Source organism: Nocardioides marmotae, from assembly GCF_013177455.1.
Classification (GTDB): Bacteria; Actinomycetota; Actinomycetes; order Propionibacteriales; family Nocardioidaceae; genus Nocardioides; species Nocardioides marmotae.
On the sequence record NZ_CP053660.1, the window covers coordinates 3,327,196 to 3,344,586 of the forward strand.

17 protein-coding genes and 1 pseudogene are annotated in these 17,391 nt (G+C 73.5%); 7 read left to right on the forward strand and 11 right to left on the reverse strand.

The window, feature by feature from the left end; translation table 11 throughout:
• Window positions 1-34: 34 nt before the first annotated feature.
• The 6 genes from HPC71_RS20955 (at window position 35) to HPC71_RS15895 (ending at window position 7,780) form a co-directional block, all read left to right on the forward strand.
• Window positions 35-124, forward strand: coding sequence for a potassium-transporting ATPase subunit F (locus HPC71_RS20955; RefSeq protein ID WP_154614804.1), 90 nt, complete (start codon window positions 35-37; stop codon window positions 122-124).
• The gene (gene kdpA / locus HPC71_RS15875; RefSeq protein WP_154614803.1) at window positions 124-1,782 is read left to right on the forward strand and encodes a potassium-transporting ATPase subunit KdpA; all 1,659 of its coding nucleotides are present in this window, start codon (window positions 124-126) and stop codon (window positions 1,780-1,782) included. Before HPC71_RS20955 ends, kdpA begins: the two co-directional genes overlap by 1 nt.
• A complete protein-coding gene (gene kdpB, locus HPC71_RS15880) occupies window positions 1,779-3,896 on the forward strand; it encodes a potassium-transporting ATPase subunit KdpB (protein ID WP_154614802.1) in 2,118 nt (705 codons plus the stop codon). The genes kdpA and kdpB overlap by 4 nt, the downstream gene beginning before the upstream one ends.
• 5 nt (window positions 3,897-3,901) lie before the next feature.
• A complete protein-coding gene (gene kdpC / locus HPC71_RS15885; RefSeq protein ID WP_154614801.1) occupies window positions 3,902-4,477 on the forward strand; it encodes a potassium-transporting ATPase subunit KdpC in 576 nt (191 codons plus the stop codon).
• A gap of 79 nt (window positions 4,478-4,556) precedes the next feature.
• Window positions 4,557-7,100: a DUF4118 domain-containing protein gene (locus HPC71_RS15890; RefSeq protein ID WP_154614800.1), complete on the forward strand. Its 2,544-nt coding sequence runs from the start codon at window positions 4,557-4,559 to the stop codon at window positions 7,098-7,100.
• Window positions 7,097-7,780 (forward strand): response regulator, encoded by a 684-nt coding sequence (locus HPC71_RS15895; protein WP_171896914.1) that lies wholly within the window; start codon window positions 7,097-7,099, stop codon window positions 7,778-7,780. The genes HPC71_RS15890 and HPC71_RS15895 overlap by 4 nt, the downstream gene beginning before the upstream one ends.
• Window positions 7,781-7,804: 24 nt before the next feature.
• On the opposite strand, the gene HPC71_RS15900 is transcribed toward HPC71_RS15895, so the two are convergent.
• From HPC71_RS15900 to HPC71_RS15920, 5 genes are read right to left on the reverse strand one after another with little or no spacing between them, the layout of a single operon-like run.
• A complete protein-coding gene (locus HPC71_RS15900; RefSeq protein ID WP_171896915.1) occupies window positions 7,805-8,692 on the reverse strand; it encodes a PHP domain-containing protein in 888 nt (295 codons plus the stop codon).
• Between the two features lie 35 nt (window positions 8,693-8,727).
• Window positions 8,728-8,913, reverse strand: a complete 186-nt coding sequence (locus tag HPC71_RS15905; RefSeq protein WP_154613267.1) for a hypothetical protein — start codon at window positions 8,911-8,913, stop codon at window positions 8,728-8,730.
• A gap of 20 nt (window positions 8,914-8,933) precedes the next feature.
• Window positions 8,934-9,575 (reverse strand): DUF6758 family protein, encoded by a 642-nt coding sequence (locus HPC71_RS15910; protein WP_171896916.1) that lies wholly within the window; start codon window positions 9,573-9,575, stop codon window positions 8,934-8,936.
• Between the two features lie 52 nt (window positions 9,576-9,627).
• Window positions 9,628-10,185, reverse strand: a complete 558-nt coding sequence (locus HPC71_RS15915) for a histidine phosphatase family protein (RefSeq protein ID WP_154613268.1) — start codon at window positions 10,183-10,185, stop codon at window positions 9,628-9,630.
• Complete coding sequence (locus HPC71_RS15920) at window positions 10,182-10,964, reverse strand: potassium channel family protein (RefSeq protein ID WP_154613269.1); 783 nt, start codon at window positions 10,962-10,964, stop codon at window positions 10,182-10,184. Before HPC71_RS15920 ends, HPC71_RS15915 begins: the two co-directional genes overlap by 4 nt.
• Before the next feature lie 42 nt (window positions 10,965-11,006).
• Here HPC71_RS15920 and HPC71_RS15925 point away from each other — a divergent pair.
• A pseudogene (locus HPC71_RS15925) lies at window positions 11,007-12,290 on the forward strand (MFS transporter); the annotation flags it as partial.
• Here HPC71_RS15925 and HPC71_RS15930 read toward each other — a convergent pair.
• From HPC71_RS15930 to HPC71_RS15955, 6 genes are all read right to left on the reverse strand, one after another.
• A complete protein-coding gene (locus tag HPC71_RS15930) occupies window positions 12,205-13,680 on the reverse strand; it encodes a peptide MFS transporter (RefSeq protein WP_171896917.1) in 1,476 nt (491 codons plus the stop codon). The pseudogene HPC71_RS15925 and the gene HPC71_RS15930 overlap by 86 nt on opposite strands.
• Before the next feature lie 121 nt (window positions 13,681-13,801).
• Window positions 13,802-14,338 carry a MaoC family dehydratase gene (locus HPC71_RS15935; RefSeq protein WP_171896918.1) on the reverse strand — a complete coding sequence of 179 codons (537 nt, stop codon included), beginning with the start codon at window positions 14,336-14,338 and terminating at the stop codon, window positions 13,802-13,804.
• A 109-nt stretch (window positions 14,339-14,447) separates the two neighbouring features.
• Window positions 14,448-14,627 (reverse strand): DUF5302 domain-containing protein, encoded by a 180-nt coding sequence (locus HPC71_RS15940; RefSeq protein ID WP_154613271.1) that lies wholly within the window; start codon window positions 14,625-14,627, stop codon window positions 14,448-14,450.
• 302 nt (window positions 14,628-14,929) lie between these two features.
• Window positions 14,930-15,076, reverse strand: a complete 147-nt coding sequence (locus HPC71_RS15945) for a DUF1059 domain-containing protein (RefSeq protein WP_154613272.1) — start codon at window positions 15,074-15,076, stop codon at window positions 14,930-14,932.
• A complete protein-coding gene (locus HPC71_RS15950) occupies window positions 15,073-16,101 on the reverse strand; it encodes a hypothetical protein (RefSeq protein ID WP_154614798.1) in 1,029 nt (342 codons plus the stop codon). Before HPC71_RS15950 ends, HPC71_RS15945 begins: the two co-directional genes overlap by 4 nt.
• An 85-nt stretch (window positions 16,102-16,186) precedes the next feature.
• The gene (locus tag HPC71_RS15955; RefSeq protein ID WP_154614797.1) at window positions 16,187-17,386 is read right to left on the reverse strand and encodes an acyl-CoA dehydrogenase family protein; all 1,200 of its coding nucleotides are present in this window, start codon (window positions 17,384-17,386) and stop codon (window positions 16,187-16,189) included.
• Between the last annotated feature and the right edge of the window lie 5 nt (window positions 17,387-17,391).

The window sequence follows — 17,391 nt, forward strand, 5'->3', positions numbered from 1 at the left end:
CGGCGGTGCCTCGGACGAGGTCTTTGCTGAGGCCATGAGTCTTGAAAGTGGACTGCTGATCGCGGCAGTCGTCGTGGCAGCGGCGTACCTCCTGGCGGCCCTGGTCCTCCCGGAGCGCTTCTGATGTCCGACACCCTCGCGGGCCTCGCGTCCATCGCGGCGCTGGTCGCGCTCCTCGCCCTCGCCTACCGGCCCCTCGGCGACTACATGGCGGCCGTCTACAGCAGCGACCGTCACCTGCGGGCCGAGCGCCTGGTCTACCGGCTGACCGGCGTGGACCCCCGCGCCGAGCAGTCCGCACGGTCCTACGCCGTCAGCGTCGTCGCGTTCTCCCTCGTCGGCGTCGCGCTGCTGATGGCGATGCAGCTGGCGCAGGCGCACCTGCCCTTCAGCCGCGGCCTGCCCGGCGTGCCGTTCTGGATGTCGTTCAACACCGCGGCGTCCTTCGTCGCGAACACCAACTGGCAGTCCTACGCCGGCGAGTCGACCCTCGGGTTCACGGTGCAGATGGCCGGCCTGGCCGTGCAGAACTTCGCGTCGGCGGCGGTCGGCATGGCGGTCGCGATCGCGCTGATCCGTGGGTTCACCCGGACCCGGACCGGGAACCTCGGCAACTTCTGGGTCGACCTGACCCGCGGGACGCTGCGCATCCTGCTGCCGATCGCGGCCGTCGCCGCTGTCCTGCTGATGGCCGGCGGTGTCGTCCAGACCTTCTCCGACATCCCGATGGACACCCTGGCCGGGCACGGCCAGACGCTGACCGGTGGGCCGGTCGCCAGCCAGGAGGCGATCAAGGAGCTCGGCACCAACGGCGGCGGGTTCTTCAACGCCAACTCCGCGCACCCCTTCGAGAACCCGAGCGGCTACACCAACCTGCTCGAGATCCTCCTCATCCTGCTGATCCCGGTCTGCCTGACGCGCACCCTCGGGACCCTCCTCGGCAACCGCCGCCAGGGGCTGGCGGTGCTCGCCGCGATGGGCGTGCTGTTCGCCGTCTCGCTGGCCGCGGTGACCGCCGCGGAGGTCGGCGCGCGCTCCCAGGCCGCCCAGGCCGCCGGGGCCGCGATGGAGGGCAAGGAGACCCGGTTCGGCGAGTGGGCGTCGGCCCTCTTCGCCGTCGCGACGACCGGCACCTCGACCGGCGCGGTCAACGCCTCGCACGACTCCCTGACGCCCACCGGCGGCGGCGTGGTCCTGCTGAACATGATGTTCGGCGAGGTCACGCCGGGCGGCGTGGGCTCGGGGATCTACGGGATCCTCGTGCTGGCCATCGTGGCGGTCTTCATCGCCGGCCTCATGGTCGGGCGGACCCCCGAGCTCCTCGGGAAGAAGATCGGCGCCCGCCAGATGACGTACGTCGCGACGTACCTGCTCATCACGCCGTCGCTCGTGCTGGTCGGGACCGGCGTGGCGATCGCCCTGGGCTCCACGAGCGACGCCATGGGCAACCCGGGCGGGCACGGCTTCAGCGAGGTGCTGTACGCCTACACCTCCGGCGCCAACAACAACGGCAGCGCCTTCGGCGGCATCACCGTGACGTCCGACTTCTTCCAGATCACCATCGGCCTGGCGATGCTGCTCGGCCGCCTGGTGCCGATCGTGCTCGTCCTGCTGCTCGCCGGGTCGCTGGCCGAGCAGGGACGCGTCCCGACGACGGCCGGGACCCTGCCGACGCACCAGCCGGTCTTCGTGACCCTCCTGGTCGGCGTCGTCGTCCTCTTCACCGCCCTGACCTACTTCCCCGCCCTTTCCCTCGGACCCCTTGCTGAGGCACTCGCATGAGCACCACGACCACTCCCACCCCGACTCCCGACGCCGGCCCGACCACCGACGCCGCTCCGCACCGCGCGGGGGCCGGCAACCTTGTCCACGTCGCGTCGAGCACCGGCCTGCGCGTGCTGGCCGCCCAGGCGCTGGCCCAGCTCCCCGAGGCGTTCCGCAAGCTCGACCCCCGTCACCTGTGGCGCTCCCCCGTGCTCTTCCTGGTGTGGTGCGGCTCGGTCCTGACGACCGTCGTCGCCGTCGTCGATCCCGGCCCCTTCGCGACCTGGCTGGCCGTCTGGCTGTGGCTGACCGTCCTCTTCGGCAACCTCGCCGAGGCCGTGGCGGAGGGCCGCGGCAAGGCCCAGGCGGCCTCGCTGCGCGCGACCAGGTCCGACACCGTCGCCCGGCTGCTGGACGACGCGGGCGCCACCACCTCGGTCCCGAGCACCCGGCTCCGCGTCGGGGACCGCGTCGTGGTCGAGGCCGGCGAGGTCGTCCCCGGCGACGGTGACGTCGTCGAGGGCATCGCGAGCGTCGACGAGTCCGCGATCACCGGCGAGTCGGCACCCGTCATCCGCGAGGCGGGCGGCGACCGGAGCGCGGTGACCGGCGGCACCACGGTGCTCTCCGACCGCATCGTCGTGCACATCACCGCCGCGGCCGGGGAGTCGTTCCTGGACAAGATGATCAGCCTCGTCGAGGGCACGTCGCGGCGCAGGACGCCCAACGAGATCGCGCTCTCGATCCTGCTCGTCAGCCTCACGCTGGTCTTCCTGGCCGCCGTGGCGACGCTGCCGCCGATGGCCGACTACGCCGGCGCCCCGCAGGAGCTGGTGGTGCTCATCGCCCTGCTGGTCTGCCTGATCCCCACCACGATCGGGGCCCTGCTCTCGGCGATCGGCATCGCCGGCATGGACCGGCTCGTGCGCGTCAACGTGCTCGCGATGTCGGGGCGGGCGGTCGAGGCCGCCGGCGACGTCTCCACGCTGCTGCTCGACAAGACCGGCACCATCACCTACGGCAACCGCCAGGCCAGCGCCTTCCTGCCCGCGCCGGGCGTCACCGAGGAGGAGCTGCGCGACGCGGCACGGCTGGCCAGCCTGGCCGACCAGACGCCCGAGGGCCGCTCCATCGTCGCCCTCGCCCTGAGCCAGGGGGCCGACGACCAGGACCTGCCCGCGGGCCTCGACTTCGTCGAGTTCACCGCCCAGACCCGGATGTCCGGTGTCGACCTCGCGGGCGGCCGGCAGATCCGCAAGGGCGCCGGCTCCGCCATCGCCGCCTGGCTCGGCATCGACATCGACCCGCAGGTCGTCGCAGCGGTCGACGACATCGCCCGGCAGGGCGGCACGCCCCTGCTCATCGGCTCGCGGGGACCCCACGGCGAGCGGGCCGCGCTCGGGGTGGTCCACCTCAAGGACGTGGTCAAGGACGGGATGGCCGATCGCTTCGCGCAGCTGCGCTCGATGGGCATCCGGACGGTGATGGTCACCGGCGACAACGCCCTGACCGCGCGGGCCATCGCCGAGGAGGCCGGCGTCGACGACTTCCTGGCCGAGGCGACGCCCGAGGACAAGCTGGACTACATCCGCAAGGAGCAGGCGGGCGGACGGCTGGTCGCCATGACCGGCGACGGCACCAACGACGCACCCGCCCTGGCCGCCGCCGACGTCGGCGTGGCGATGAACAGCGGTACGTCGGCCGCCAAGGAGGCCGGCAACATGGTCGACCTCGACTCCGACCCGACGAAGCTCATCGACATCGTCGAGATCGGCAAGCAGCTGCTGATCACCCGCGGGGCGCTCACGACGTTCTCCATCGCCAACGACATCGCGAAGTACTTCGCGATCATCCCGGCGATGTTCGTCGCCGCCTACCCCTCGCTGGACGCGCTCAACGTGATGGGCCTGGCGACGCCGCAGTCGGCGATCCTCTCGGCCGTCATCTTCAACGCGCTGATCATCGTGGCGCTCATCCCGCTGGCCCTGCGCGGCGTGCGCTTCCGCGCCGCGGCGGCCGCCGACGTGCTGCGCCGCAACATGCTCGTCTTCGGCCTGGGCGGCGTCCTCGTCCCGTTCGTCGGCATCAAGCTCATCGACCTGCTCGTCTCCACCATCCCCGGGATCGGCTGACCTCCATGATCAAGGACCTCTCCCGCCAGTCGCTGGCGGCACTGCGCATGCTGCTCGTCCTCACCGTCCTCCTCGGCGTCGTCTACCCCGTCGCCGTGTGGGCGGCCGGCCAGGCGTTCGGCGCCCGGGCGGCGGGCCAGCCGGTGGAGGTGGACGGCACGGTCGTCGGCTCCCGCCTGCTCGGCCAGCAGTTCGAGGGCGAGGCGTGGTTCCACTCCCGCCCCTCCGCCAACGACCACGACTCCCTGGCGTCGGCGCCGAGCAACCTCGGCCCGTCGAGCGCCGACCTGCTCGCCCTCGTCGCCGAGCGGCGGGCGGCGGTGGCCGCGACCGAGGGGGTCGAGGAGGGCGACGTCCCGCCGGACGCCGTCACCGCGTCCGGGTCGGGGCTCGACCCGCACGTCTCGCCGGCGTACGCCGCCCTCCAGGCCCCCCGCGTCGCGAGGGCGAACGGGTTGGAGCTGTCGGTCGTCGAGGAGCTGGTCGACGAGCACACCGACGGCCGCTCCCTGGGCTTCCTCGGCGAGCCCGGCGTCAACGTGCTGGCGCTCAACGTCGCCGTGCTCGAGGCGCGCCGCTGACCTCCCGCGGTCGCGGCCGGGGCACCCCGGCCCGATGATGTCCGAGGGGCGCGAGCCGGCGGCTCCGGGAGAGGGAACGATGGAACGAGGGAAGCTGAGGGTCTACCTCGGCGCGGCGCCCGGTGTCGGCAAGACCTTCGCGATGCTGCAGGAGGGGCGTCGGCGGGCCGAGCGGGGCACCGACGTCGTCATCGGCTACGTCGAGACCCACCAGCGGCCGCGGACCGCCGAGGCGGCCGAGGGCCTGGAGGTCGTCCCCCGCCGCCGGCTGTCCTACCGCGGCACCACGCAGGAGGAGATGGACGTCGAGGCGGTCCTGCGCCGGGCGCCGGCGGTCGTGCTGGTCGACGAGCTCGCCCACAGCAACGTCCCCGGCAGCCGGCACGAGAAGCGGTGGCAGGACGTCGAGGAGCTGCGCCGGGCCGGCATCGAGGTGGTCACGACCGTCAACATCCAGCACCTGGAGTCCCTCAACGACGTGACCGAGGCGATCACCGGCGTGCGCCAGCGCGAGACGGTGCCGGACAGCGTCGTCCGCTCCGCCGACCAGATCGAGCTGGTGGACATGAGCCCGCAGGCCCTCCGGCGGCGGATGGCGCACGGCAACGTCTACACCGCCGACAAGGTCGACGCCGCGCTCTCGCAGTACTTCCGCGAGGGCAACCTCACCGCCCTGCGCGAGCTGGCCCTGCTCTGGCTGGCCGACCGGGTCGAGGAGGGCATGGAGCGCTACCGCGCCCAGCACGACATCGACTCGACCTGGGCCACCCGCGAGCGGATCATCGTCCCCGTCAGCGGCGGGCCGGAGTCGTCCACGCTGGTGCGTCGGGCCGCCCGGATCGCCTCGCGGGCCTCGGGCAGCGAGTGGCACACGCTGTACGTCGCCCGGCAGGACGGGCTCGCCGGCGTCTCCCCGGAGGTCCTGGGCCGGCTCCGGCAGAAGACCGAGGAGCTCGGCGGCAGCTTCCACACCGTCATCAGCGACGATCCCGCGCAGGGCATCCTCGACTTCGCCCGCGCCGAGAACGCCACCCAGATCGTGGTCGGCGCCAGCCGCCGCGGCCGGGCGGCAGCGCTGGTGAGCCCCGGCGTCGGCGAGCGGGTGGTCGCGGCCTCCGGCGACATCGACGTCCACATCGTCACCCACGACTACGCCCGCCGGGCCAACGCCGACCGGCGCGCGCCGGAGGTCCTCAGCCGGCGGCGCCGGACCGCCGGGTTCCTCGTCTCGGTCCTCGCCCCGACGCTGGTCAGCCTCGTGCTGTGGTGGACCCACGACTGGCACGGCCTGACCACCGAGTCCATGGTGTTGATGGCGGTCGTGGTGGCCACGGCGCTGATCGGCGGGCTGGTCCCGGCGGTCGTCGCGGCGCTGGTCAGCGGGCTGCTGCTGAACTTCCTGTTCGTCTCCCCCACCTACGTGCTGACCATCGACGAGCCGGAGAACGTCCTCGCGCTCGCGCTCTTCGTGCTCGTCGGCGTCGCCGTCGCGACCGTCGTCGACACCGCCGCCCGGCAGACGCAGCAGGCCCGGCGGGCCCGCGCCGAGGCCGACGCGCTGACGGTCCTGGCCCACAGCATGCTCAACGCCACCGACGACCCGTCCGGGCTGCTCCGGTCGGCGTGCGAGGTCTTCAACGCCGACGGCGCCGCCATCGTCCGGCGCGCCGAGGACCCCTCCGGCGGCGCCGGCCCCTGTGCTGACCACTGCCTGGCCTCGCACGGCACCACCCCGTCGGACATCGGCCAGGCCGGCATGGTCGCGGACATCGACGAGGGCACGGTCCTCGCGCTGCACGGCAGCGGGCTGCCGGCCTCCCAGCGCGGCCTGCTGACGGCGTACGCCGCCTATGCCCGCGTGCTCCTCGAGCGGCGCGCCGCCACCGCCGCCGAGGTCGAGCGGCTGCGCCTCAGCGAGGTCGACCGGACCCGGACCGCGCTGCTCGCGGCGGTCTCCCACGACCTGCGCTCGCCGCTGGCGGCGGTGAAGCTCGCCGCGGACAGCCTGAGCGCCTCCGACGTGGCGTGGACCGAGGCCGACCGCGCCGAGTTCGTCGCCGTCATCAAGGAGGCCACCGAGCGGCTCATCTCGCTGGTCGACAACCTGCTCGACATGAGCCGGATCCACACCAGCTCCATCAGCGCCGCCGTCGACGAGGTGCCACTCGCCGCCGCGATCCGCGCGACCCTCGCCGGCCTGGCCGGGAGCGAGCGCATCCGGGTCGACGTGGACGCGGCGTACACCGTCCTGGCGGACCCCGGCCTGCTGGACCGGGTCATGGCGAACGTGTGCGAGAACGCCTTGAAGTACACGCCGGCCCACGCCGGGATCACCGTGGACGCCGCGCCCGTCGACGACCGCCGGCTCGCCCTCCGGATCGCCGACACCGGGCCCGGCGTGCAGGGGCACGAGCACGATCGGCTGTTCTCGCCCTTCCAGCGTCTCGGCGACGTCCCGGGCTCCGACGGCGTGGGCCTCGGGCTCGCCGTGGCCCGCGGACTGCTCGAGGCCTTCGGTGGGACCATCACCGCCGAGGACACCCCCGGCGGCGGCCTCACCTTCGTCCTCGAGCTGCCCCGCGCCGACACCCCCGCCCCGAGCTCCCCCGGAGGAGACCTGTGACCTTCGTGCTCGTCGTGGACGACGACCCGGCGATCCGGCGGACGCTGTCGGTCAACCTGCGCGCCCGCGGCTACGACGTGGAGACCGCCGGCGACGGGCGCTCCGCGCTGCAGGTCGTCGACGAGCGGACGCCGGACGTGATCCTGCTCGACCTGGGGCTGCCGGACCTCGACGGCGTCGCGGTGCTCACCCGGCTGCGCACCTTCAGCCTGGTGCCGGTGATCGTCGTGTCCGCCCGGTCCGAGGCCGTCGACAAGGTCGAGGCGCTCGACCTGGGCGCGGACGACTACATCAGCAAGCCGTTCTCCCTCGAGGAGCTGCTGGCGCGGGTCGGCGCCGTGACGCGGCGTGCCCAGCAGGACGCCCGGCCGGAGCGGATCGAGGTCGACGGTCTCGTGCTCGACGTCGCGGACTCCCGGGCCTCCCGGGACGGCGAGGTCATCCGGCTGACCCCGACCGAGTGGCGGCTGGTGGAGCTCCTGGTGCGCCGGCGCGGGCGGCTGGTGCGCCAGGCCGAGCTGCTCCACGCCGTGTGGGGGCCGACCTACGAGCGCAACAGCAACTACCTGCGGGTCCACCTCTCCGCGATCCGGCACAAGCTGGAGCGCGACCCGGCGGCGCCGGTCCTCTTCATCACCGAGCCCGGCCTGGGCTACCGGTTCGCCCCGCGGGAGGACTGACCGGCCGACCGACGCGGGCCCGGGTCAGGGGCGGACGACGTCCGGCGGGGTGCGCCCGGCGGCCCGGGCCACCTCGGCGGCGCGGGCGGCGGCGTCGAGGAGCCGGGCGTACTGGTCGGGCGCGGTGGTGTTGCAGCCGAGCTCGTGGTCGATCTTGCCGGTGCCGTGGTGGTCGCTGGAGCCGGTGACGACCAGGTCGAGGTTGCGGGCGATCGCGCGCAGCTTGTCGCGGCTGGAGGGGGTGTGGTCCTCGTGGTCGACCTCGATGCCGCTCAGCCCGGCCGCCTGCAGCTCGGCCAGCTCGGGCTCGCCGGGCCACTCGCGCTGCGAGCGGCCCCACGGGTGGGCCACGACGGTCACCCCGCCGGCCTCGGTCACCAGCCGGATCGTCTCGGCCAGCGGGGCGGCGTACCGGTCGACGTACGCCGCCCGGCCGGCGCCGAGGTAGCGGTCGAAGGCCTCGGTGCGGTCGCGCACCGCGCCGACCGCGACGAGCGCGTCGGCGACGTGGGGGCGGCCCGTCGCGGCGGTGCCGGCGGCGGCGCGGGCCACGTCGGCGTCGGTGACCTCGATGCCCATCCCGCGCAGCCGGGCGAGCATGTCGGGCACCCGCGCCTCGCGGCCCTCGAGCACGCGGGAGAGCTGCTCGACGAGCGGGGGGTACGTCGGGTCGGGCAGGTAGCCGAGCAGGTGCACGCCCCGGCCCTGGTGGCGGGTGCTGATCTCCATGCCGCGGACCAGCTCGATGCCGACCTCGCGGGCGGCGCGCTCGGCCTCCGCCCACCCGTCGGCGGTGTCGTGGTCGGTGATCGCGACGACGTCGAGCCCGGCGGCCGCGGCGGCGCGCACGAGGTCACCCGGGCTCTGCGTGCCGTCGCTGGCCCGCGAGTGGGTGTGGAGGTCGATGCGCACGGGTCCCAGGGTAGGACCGGGCGCCGACCACGGGCTCAGGGCCGGGGGGCGGCGGACCCGCCCGCGTTGGTCGGGCACTCGGGGTTGGTGCAGACGCGTTCGTCGACGGTGCTGTCGTTGTCGCCGCGCACGGTGGCGGCGGCGGGGTCCTCGGTGGCCTCGTGGGCACGCAGCCGGACCTCGGAGCCGCACACGTCGCAGGGTCGGTTGTCCTGGTACACGCGGGACCGGTACCCACCCCTCACCAGGAGGGACGCGGCCCGCCGAAAGCGGTCTCGACCAGGCCCGGCCCCAGCGCGGAGACGTCGCGCAGGATCCAGTCGTCGCGCAGGAGCAGGATCGCCGAGGCCGGCCGCAGCACCAGCCACAGCCAGCGGCCGCGCGCCTCGCCGGCGACCACGGAGCGGTCCCACTCCCCCGTGGCGGCGCTCGTCGAGACCGGCCACAGCCCGACGGCCTGGTGGTCGAGCCGCACCTTCACCGTGGCCGGCCCGTCGCCGATCTCGGCGCCGGGGTCGAGGGCGGACGTCCCGGCGCAGCGGGCGCCGAGGCCGGTGCCGGGCTCCTCGGTCACCACCAGCACGTCCACCGGCCCGTCGAGCTCGCTGGTCCCCGAGCAGCAGGTCATCGTCGCGCTCACCTGGCCCGGCCCGCTGCCGACGACCCCGAAGTCGGTGACCGCCCAGCCCGGGCTCATCGGCCACGGGAGGTAGCTCGGGAACACGCCGGCCGTGCCCAGGTGCTCGACGAACCCGGCGTACGACGCCTCGGCGGGGCGCCACAGCGGCTCGATCGCCCCGTGGTCGGGGCAGGACCAGCCGCCGCCGGGGGCGGTGCGGGCGATCGGCGTCGGACAGCGGGGGCACCCGGCCGAGAGCGACATGGCTCCATATGCGCCGATCCGGCGGCCCGCGTCAAGCCGTCCGCGGCCCCGGTCAGGAGTTCCAGCGCTCGACGACCGGGGTCTCCCGCTCCCAGCCCAGCACCGAGACCGTCGCCGTCCCGAGCTTCAAGTGGCGTCCGTCGGTGACCGGGAGATCCAGCCAGCGGGCGGCCAGCGCCCGCAGGCAGTGGCCGTGCCCGAAGACCAGCGTGCGGCCCTCCCGCGCCCGGGCGCGGGCGACGACGCGGTCCAGCCGGGCGGCGACCTGGGCGGGCGTCTCGCCGCCCGGGCTCGGGTGGGTCCAGACCGTCCAGCCGGGGACGCTCTCGCGGATCTCCTCGGTGGTGACGCCCTCGTGCTCGCCGTAGGCCCACTCGACCAGGTCCTCGTCGACCTCGGCGCCGGGGAAGCCCGCCAGCTCGGCGGTGCGCCGCGCCCGCTGCCGCGGGCTGGTCCGCACCGCCTCGAAGTCGGCCGGGTCGAGCCGCTCCCGCAACGTCCGGGCCACCTCCTCGCCCTCGGGCAGGAGGGGGAGGTCGGTCACCGAGGTGTGCCGGTGGTCCCGGCTCCACTCGGTCTGCCCGTGCCGGACCAGCCACAGCTCGCTCATGACCCGGCAGGTTGCCGCCCGCGGGCCGGTTCACTCCCGGGCCGGTCCGCCGCGGTCATCCGGTCCCCGAGTGCGAGCGTGAGCTCCTCGACCTGGCGGCGGAGCGCGGTCAGCTCCGCGTGGAGGTCGTCGCGGTCCCCGGCGTCGTCGGCCCGGGCCTCGGCCGCCTCGTCGGCGACCGCCTGCACCAGCCAGCTCGCGAGCGTCGCGGTCACGGTGCCGAGCAGGGCGATGCCCGCGATCATCAGGCCGAAGCCGACCAGCCGACCGGTGTCGGTCACCGGGAAGCGGTCGCCGTAGCCGACGGTGGTCATCGTGGTGACGGCCCACCACAGCGCGTCGCCGAAGGAGGTGATGGTGGCCTCGGGCGCGCCGCGCTCGGCGTCGAGCACCGCAAGGGCCGCGACGAGCGCGAGCATCGAGGAGCCCGCGCCGACGTACGTCCCGACCCGGCCGCGCAGCGAGGCGCTCGCCGAGCGGTTCAGCACGCGGATCAGGACGAGCAGGCGCAGCAGGCGCAACGGCCGGAGCAGCGGCAGGAGGAGGACCACGAGGTCGAACGCGTGCCGGCGGATCCACGCCCCACGGTCCGCGGCCTGGACCAGGCGCACCCCGTAGTCCAGCGCGAAGGCCGCCCACACCGCCCAGGCCACCCAGCTGCAGGCCCGCACCCATCCCCGCCCCAGGTCGGGGTCGAGCACCGGCCAGGCGTACGCGGCCAGGAACACCAGCGCCAGCACCACCAGCGGCCACTCCGAGCGCCGCTCCCACGTCGTCATGGGCGCAGTCTCCCCGGACCGGCGACGCCGAACCGCTCCCCGACGCGGCCGTCCCGTGACAGGCTCGCCCCCGTGCCACCGACCCGCGCCCGAGCGGCGACCGCAGCGGCGTTCGCGACCCAGGGCCTGGTCTTCATCAGCCTGACGACGCGGCTGCCGGACTTCTCCGACCGGTGGGGCCTCTCGGAGGTGGCCCTGTCGGGGCTGCTGCTCCTGCTCGTCCTGGCCGCCGGGGTGGGCTCGGTCGTTGCTGAGCGGGTCGCGGCGCGGCACGACAGCGCGTGGCTGCTGCGCTTCGGGCTGCTCGTCATGACCCTCGCGCTGCCGACGCTGGTGCTGGCCGGGGACCGGGCGGTGTTCGTCGCGGGCATCGTCGGCTACGGCCTCGCGCTCGGGCTGGTCGACGCCGCGACGAACATGCAGGCCGTCGCGGTCGAGCGCGACTACGGCCGCCCGCTGCTGCCCTCGCTGCACGGGTGCTGGACCCTCGGCGGCCTGGTGGGCGCGGCGATCACGCTGGCGACCGCCACGCTGCCGCTCGGCGTGACCGCCGCGCTCGCGGTCGTCCCGCTGGTGGTCGCGGCGGCGCCGTACCTCCCGCGCGTGCACACCCCGCCGGACCCCGACGCCGTGCTCGAGGCCGCGGGCGTGCCGTGGCGGCCGATCGCGATGGTCGGGGCGGCGATGGTCGTCTTCTACATGGTCGACAGCGCCTCGGCCGCCTGGGGACCGCTCTACCTCGCGGACGTCGTGGACGCACCCGCGCGGCTCGTCGCCCTGGCGACGTTCCCCTACCTGCTGGCCAGCCTCGTGGTGCGGCTGGCCGGCGACCGGTTGGTGGCGACGTACGGCGCCGTGCCGGTGCTCCGCGTCGGTGCCGTGGTCGCGGCGCTGGCGCTCGGGGTGGTCGTGCTCGCGCCGACCTGGCCGGTCGCGGTCGCCGGCTTCACCCTGCTGGGCGCCGGCGTGGCGGTGATCGCCCCGCTGAGCTTCTCCGCGGCCGCCCGGATCGCCGGCGGCGACCAGGCCCGGGTGGACGCCGTGGTGGCGCGGTTCAACCAGTTCAACTACCTCGGCGGGCTGCTGGGCTCGGTGCTGACCGGGCTCGCGGGGGCGGGGTCGCTCCGGCTCGGCTTCGCGGTGCCGATGGTGCTGGTGCTGGCCCTGGTGCCGCTGGCGCGGACGTTCGCGGCGGTCGCGGTGCCGGCCGCCCCGGGCGGGCCCGGCGGACCCACGAGGCTCAGTGCACCCCCGCCATCAGCCTCTGGATCGGCTTCGTCGCGAGCAGCAGGAGCGCGCCGACGGCGATCGCGACCAGGCCGATGATGAGGAAGTAGCCGCCCTCGTCGTCGGGGTCGTAGAACTCCCCCAGCCGGCCGGCCATCGTCGTGCCGAGGGAGACCGACAGGAAGTACAGCGCGACCATCTGCGTGCGGAACTGGCGCGGCGCGAGCTTGGTCGACAGCGAGAGGCCCACCGGTGAGATGAGCAGCTCGGCGATCGTGAAGACCAACAGGATGCCCACCAGCGCGAGGAGCGGCACCGAGTTGACCCCCTCCGGCGTGAGCAGGAACAACAGGAACGCCACGCCCATCGTGATGGTGCCGAGACCGAACTTCACCGGCGTCGACGGCTGCCGCGGGCCGAGCTTGGTCCACAGCGCCGCGAACGCGCCCGCCAGCGCGATGATGAAGACCGGGTTGATCGACTGCACCCAGGAGACCGGCATCTCCCAGCCGAACAGGTCGCGGTTCAACCGCTCGTCGGAGTAGATCGTCACCACGGTGAACTGCTGCTGGTAGAGCGACCAGAAGACCGCGTTGACCACGAAGAGCGGCACGAAGGACCAGACCCGGCTCCGCTCGGTCGCGTCGACGTGGCTGCTGGTGAGGATCACGACGAAGTACGCCAGCGCCGCGGCCAGCGTGATGCCCACGACCCAGTCGGCGAGGTTGTCGATGGTCAGCAGGCCGGTCACCGCCAGGAGCACCACCACCACGAGCACGGCGACCGCCGCGCCGGCGTACCGGACCGCGAGCGAGCGCGGCAGCGGGTTGGGCACGACGCGCGACTCGGCCGGCAGCCGGCGACGTCCCGCGGCGTACTGCGCCAGGCCGGCGGCCATGCCGACGGCGGCGAGGCCGAAGCCCCAGTGGAAGCCGGCCTCCTTCTGGAGCACGCCGGTGAGCAGCGGGCCGACGAGCGCGCCGATGTTGATGCCCATGTAGAACAGCGAGAAGCCGGCGTCGCGCCGCTCGTCGCCTATGGCGTAGAGCGAGCCGACGATGCTGGTGGCCGTGGCCTTGACCCCGCCGCTGCCCAGCGCGATGAGCACGCAGCCGACGGCGACGCCGGCGAAGCCGGGCACCACCGCGAGCGCGATGTGGCCGACCATGACCACGACCGCTGACCCGAAGAGCGTCCGCTCGGGGCCGACGACCCGGTCGGCCAGCCAGGCGCCGAGGATCGTGGAGAGGTAGACCGAGCCGCCGTACGCGCCGACGATGCCGGTCGCGGTGCCCTGGTCCATGCCCAGGCCGCCGTCGGTGGCGGAGTAGTACAGGTAGATCAGCAGGATGCCCTGCATGCCGTAGAAGCTGAACCGCTCCCACAGCTCGACGCCGAACAGGTTGGCCAGCGCCCGCGGCTGCCCCAGGAAGCCCCGGTCGTCGTCCCGCGACCTGGTCTCGGGTGTGGGGGAAGCTCCAGGAGTCACGGCAGGTCCGGTGCCCCGGACCTGCCGCCGACACTCTTGAGCCCTAGGCCACGGGCCGTTGGTCACGGGTGCTGCTCACGGGGTGCTGCTCGCGGGCGGCCACCCCGTGAGCGCGGGCGCCTCACTCGGCGGCGTCGGCCCCCGGCCAGTTCTTGTCCCGCTGCGGCACCGGGCGGCCGGGCTGCTCGCCGCCCCGCGCCTCGAGGTAGTTGTTCTTCGGCACCATCACCTTGCGGCGGAAGATGCACACGACCTTGCCGTCCTGGTTGTAGCCGATGGTCTCGACGTGGACCACGCCGCGGTCGTCCTTGGACGTCGACTCCCACTTGTCGAGCACGCGGGTCTCGCCGTAGAGCGTGTCCCCGTGGAAGGTCGGCGCCACGTGGCGCAGCGACTCGATCTCGAGGTTGGCGATCGCCTTGCCGGAGATGTCGGGCACCGACATGCCCAGCAGGATCGAGTAGACGTAGTTGCCGACCACGACGTTCTTGCCGAACTGGGTGGTCTCCTCGGCGTAGTTGCTGTCGAGGTGGAGCGGGTGGTGGTTCATCGTCAGCAGGCAGAACATGTGGTCGTCGAACTCGGTGACCGTCTTGCCGGGCCAGTGCTTGTACGTCGCACCGACCTCGAACTCCTCATAGCTGCGACCGAACTGCACCGGGACTCCTCTGCTGGGTACGACGACGGGGACGGACCCCGACATCCTGCCCGGGTGCCCGTCCCCGCGTCACGGGTGCGTCGCGTGGGTTACCTCACGGTAGGTCCGCTCACGCCCCGCCACCGCCGGCCTTGCGCCGGTGCATCTTCGGAGCGCCGCCGACCACCTCGGGGCCGTGCGCCTTCTCCTTCGCCGGTCGGTCCCGCGGGACCCCCGGGTCGTTGGCCTGCTTGCGGTCCAACGCCGCCTTCATCCGTGCCTTGAGGTCGTCGTTGCCGTGGGTCGCCATGCGGTCCTCCCGAGGTCGGTTCGGACACCCAGCGTCCCAGGACCGCGGCGGGTGTGTCGACGGGTTAACGCGAACTCGGGTCGTGTGCCCCGCGACGCGGGCGCGCGCGTCCTCGGGCACACGACCCCGCAGGAGGCGGCCGGAGGCGGGTACGCCGCGCGGTCGGGGCCGGAGGCCCCGCCGTCACCACCGCGCCCGGCGCGGGCGGGACCCCGTCCCCCAGGCCGCAGTCGGCTCACCGGGTTTCGACACGCTCAGGCCTTGGCGGCCTTCGCTGCTCAACCAGCGGGGGCGCCGGGTGGTCAGGTGGCCATGAACAGGATCATCTCGCGCTCGTACTCGCGGCCGGGGTGCTCCGCGGCGAGGTGGGCCTGCGCCTTCTCGACCAGCTCGTCCTCGTCGGCGCCCTTGACGACCTCGCCGCAGGGGCAGGTGAGTCGTGTCTTCATGCCCGCACGGTAGTGCCTGGGTCCCCGGCGCGGCGGCGGTCCGCACGCTGGACGGTGAGGCCGGCGAGCACGTCGACCGCGGCGGCGAGCCGCTCCTCGGCCGGCAGATCCGCGGGGTCGATGCCCGCGACGGCGACCGGCTCGAGGTCGGCGAGGTCGCCGACCACGCGGGTGCCGGCGGCCGCCACCCGCTTCACGACCTCCGCCGACCGCTCGACCAGCCAGGGGGGCGGGGCGAAGCCGATGGCCGCGCCGCCGCGGCCGGCCATCACCCGCTTGGCCAGGCCGAACTTCACGAGCGTGTGGTAGTCCGCCGCGGACAGCTCCGCGGCCTCGAGGCGGCGGTTGAGGTCGAGCAGGACCAGTGCCGAGGCGGCGTCGAGGGAGGTGTTCGCGGGGCTGACCGGCTCCGCGCCGTCCCCGTCGATCCCGGCCGCGCGGCAGAACCGCTCCCACAGCAGCCCCGAGGGCGCGCCGGGCGGCGGCACGGTCACCACGGTGGTGCGCCCGGGGCCGACGACCGCCGCCCAGTTGCCGACGATCCGGCCCATCCCCTGCTGGCGCCAGAAGGCGCGGGCGGGCCGCCGCTTCCCGGCCAGCCCGGCGACGTACGCCGCCCAGTCGGTGGTGCCGCCGTTCTGCAGGCTCTCCTGCCACATCGCCGGCACGCCGCGACCGAGGTCGCGCAGGGTCAGCACGACCTCGACGGGCGTGTCGCCGAAGGAGGAGACGACCTCGGCGACCTTCGCGGGCGGGGCGGGGCCGAGGAACTCCATGCTGACCACCACGACCCCGTCGTACGCCGCCGCCTCGGCCACCAGCGAGGCCCACCGGCCGCGGGCGGCCGGGCCGGCCTGCTTGCGCTCGAGCACGTCGGAGACCGCGAGCACCTGGTCGCGCCACGTCCCGCCGGGGAAGAGCACCCCCCGCTCGCGCAGCAGGGCGCGGTTGGCCCCGAGCCGCTGCTGGAGGTAGGAGGTGCCGGACTTCATCAGCCCCACGTGCAGGACCACCCGGCTCGCCACGGCCCCACCGTAGTCAGCGGGAGCCTCGTCGTGGCGGACCGGGTGGTCCTGGGGCGTGCGGGCCGTGCGGGGAGCGGTGGTGCGCTCAGCCCTTGAGCTTGTACTCCTTGAGGAGCGAGCGGCCGATGATCATCTTCTGGATGTCGGAGGTGCCCTCGCCGATCAGCATGAACGCGGCCTCGCGGTAGAGCCGCTCGATCTCGTACTCCTTGGAGTAGCCGTAGCCGCCGTGGATGCGGAAGGAGTCCTGGACGACCTCGTTGCAGTACTCCGCGGCGAGCATCTTGGCCATGCCGGCCTCGACGTCCATCCGCTTGCCGGAGTCCTTGAGCCGCGCGGCCTTGACCATCATCGCGTGGGAGGCCTCGACCTTGGTCGCCATCTCCGCGAGGCGGAACAGGATCGCCTGGTGGTCGGCGATCTGCTTGCCGAAGGTCTCGCGCTGCTGGGCGTAGGCGATGGCCAGCTCGAAGGCGCGCAGCGCGATGCCGCAGGCGCGGGCGGCGACGTTGACGCGGCCGACCTCGACGCCGTCCATCATCTGGTAGAAGCCCTTGCCGGTCTCCCCGCCCAGGACCTGCTCGGCCGAGACCTGGTGGCCCTCGAAGACCGCCTCGGTGGTGTCGACGCCCTTGTAGCCCATCTTGTCGATCTTGCCCGGGATGGTCAGCCCCGGCGCGGTCTCGCCGAACCCGGACTCCTTCTCCACCAGGAAGGTCGTCATGTTCTTGTAGACCGAGTCCGCACCCTCGTCGGTCTTGACCAGCACCGCGATCAGGTTCGACGTGCCGCCGTTGGTCAGCCACATCTTCTGGCCGTCGATCGTGTAGCCGCCCTGGTCGTTCTTGACGGCCTTGGTCTTGATCGCCGAGACGTCCGAGCCCAGGCCCGGCTCCGACATCGAGAACGACCCCCGGATCTCGCCGGTGGCCATCTTCGGCAGGTACTTCTTCTTCTGCTCCTCGGTGCCGTGCTTCATCAGCATGTAGGCCACGATGAAGTGGGTGTTGATGACACCCGAGACGCTCATCCAGCCCCGCGCGATCTCCTCCACGCACAAGGCGTAGGTCAGCAGCGACTCACCCAGCCCGTCGTACTCCTCGGGGATCATCAGCCCGAAGATGCCGAGCTCCTTCAGCCCGTCGACGATCTCCTGCGGGTACTCGTCGGCGTGCTCCAGCTCGGTCGCGACCGGCAGGATCTTCTCGTCGACGAAGGTGCGGACCGCCTTGATGATCTCGGTCTGCTCCTCGGTGAGACCCTCGGTCTCGCACAGGCGGCCCATGGACT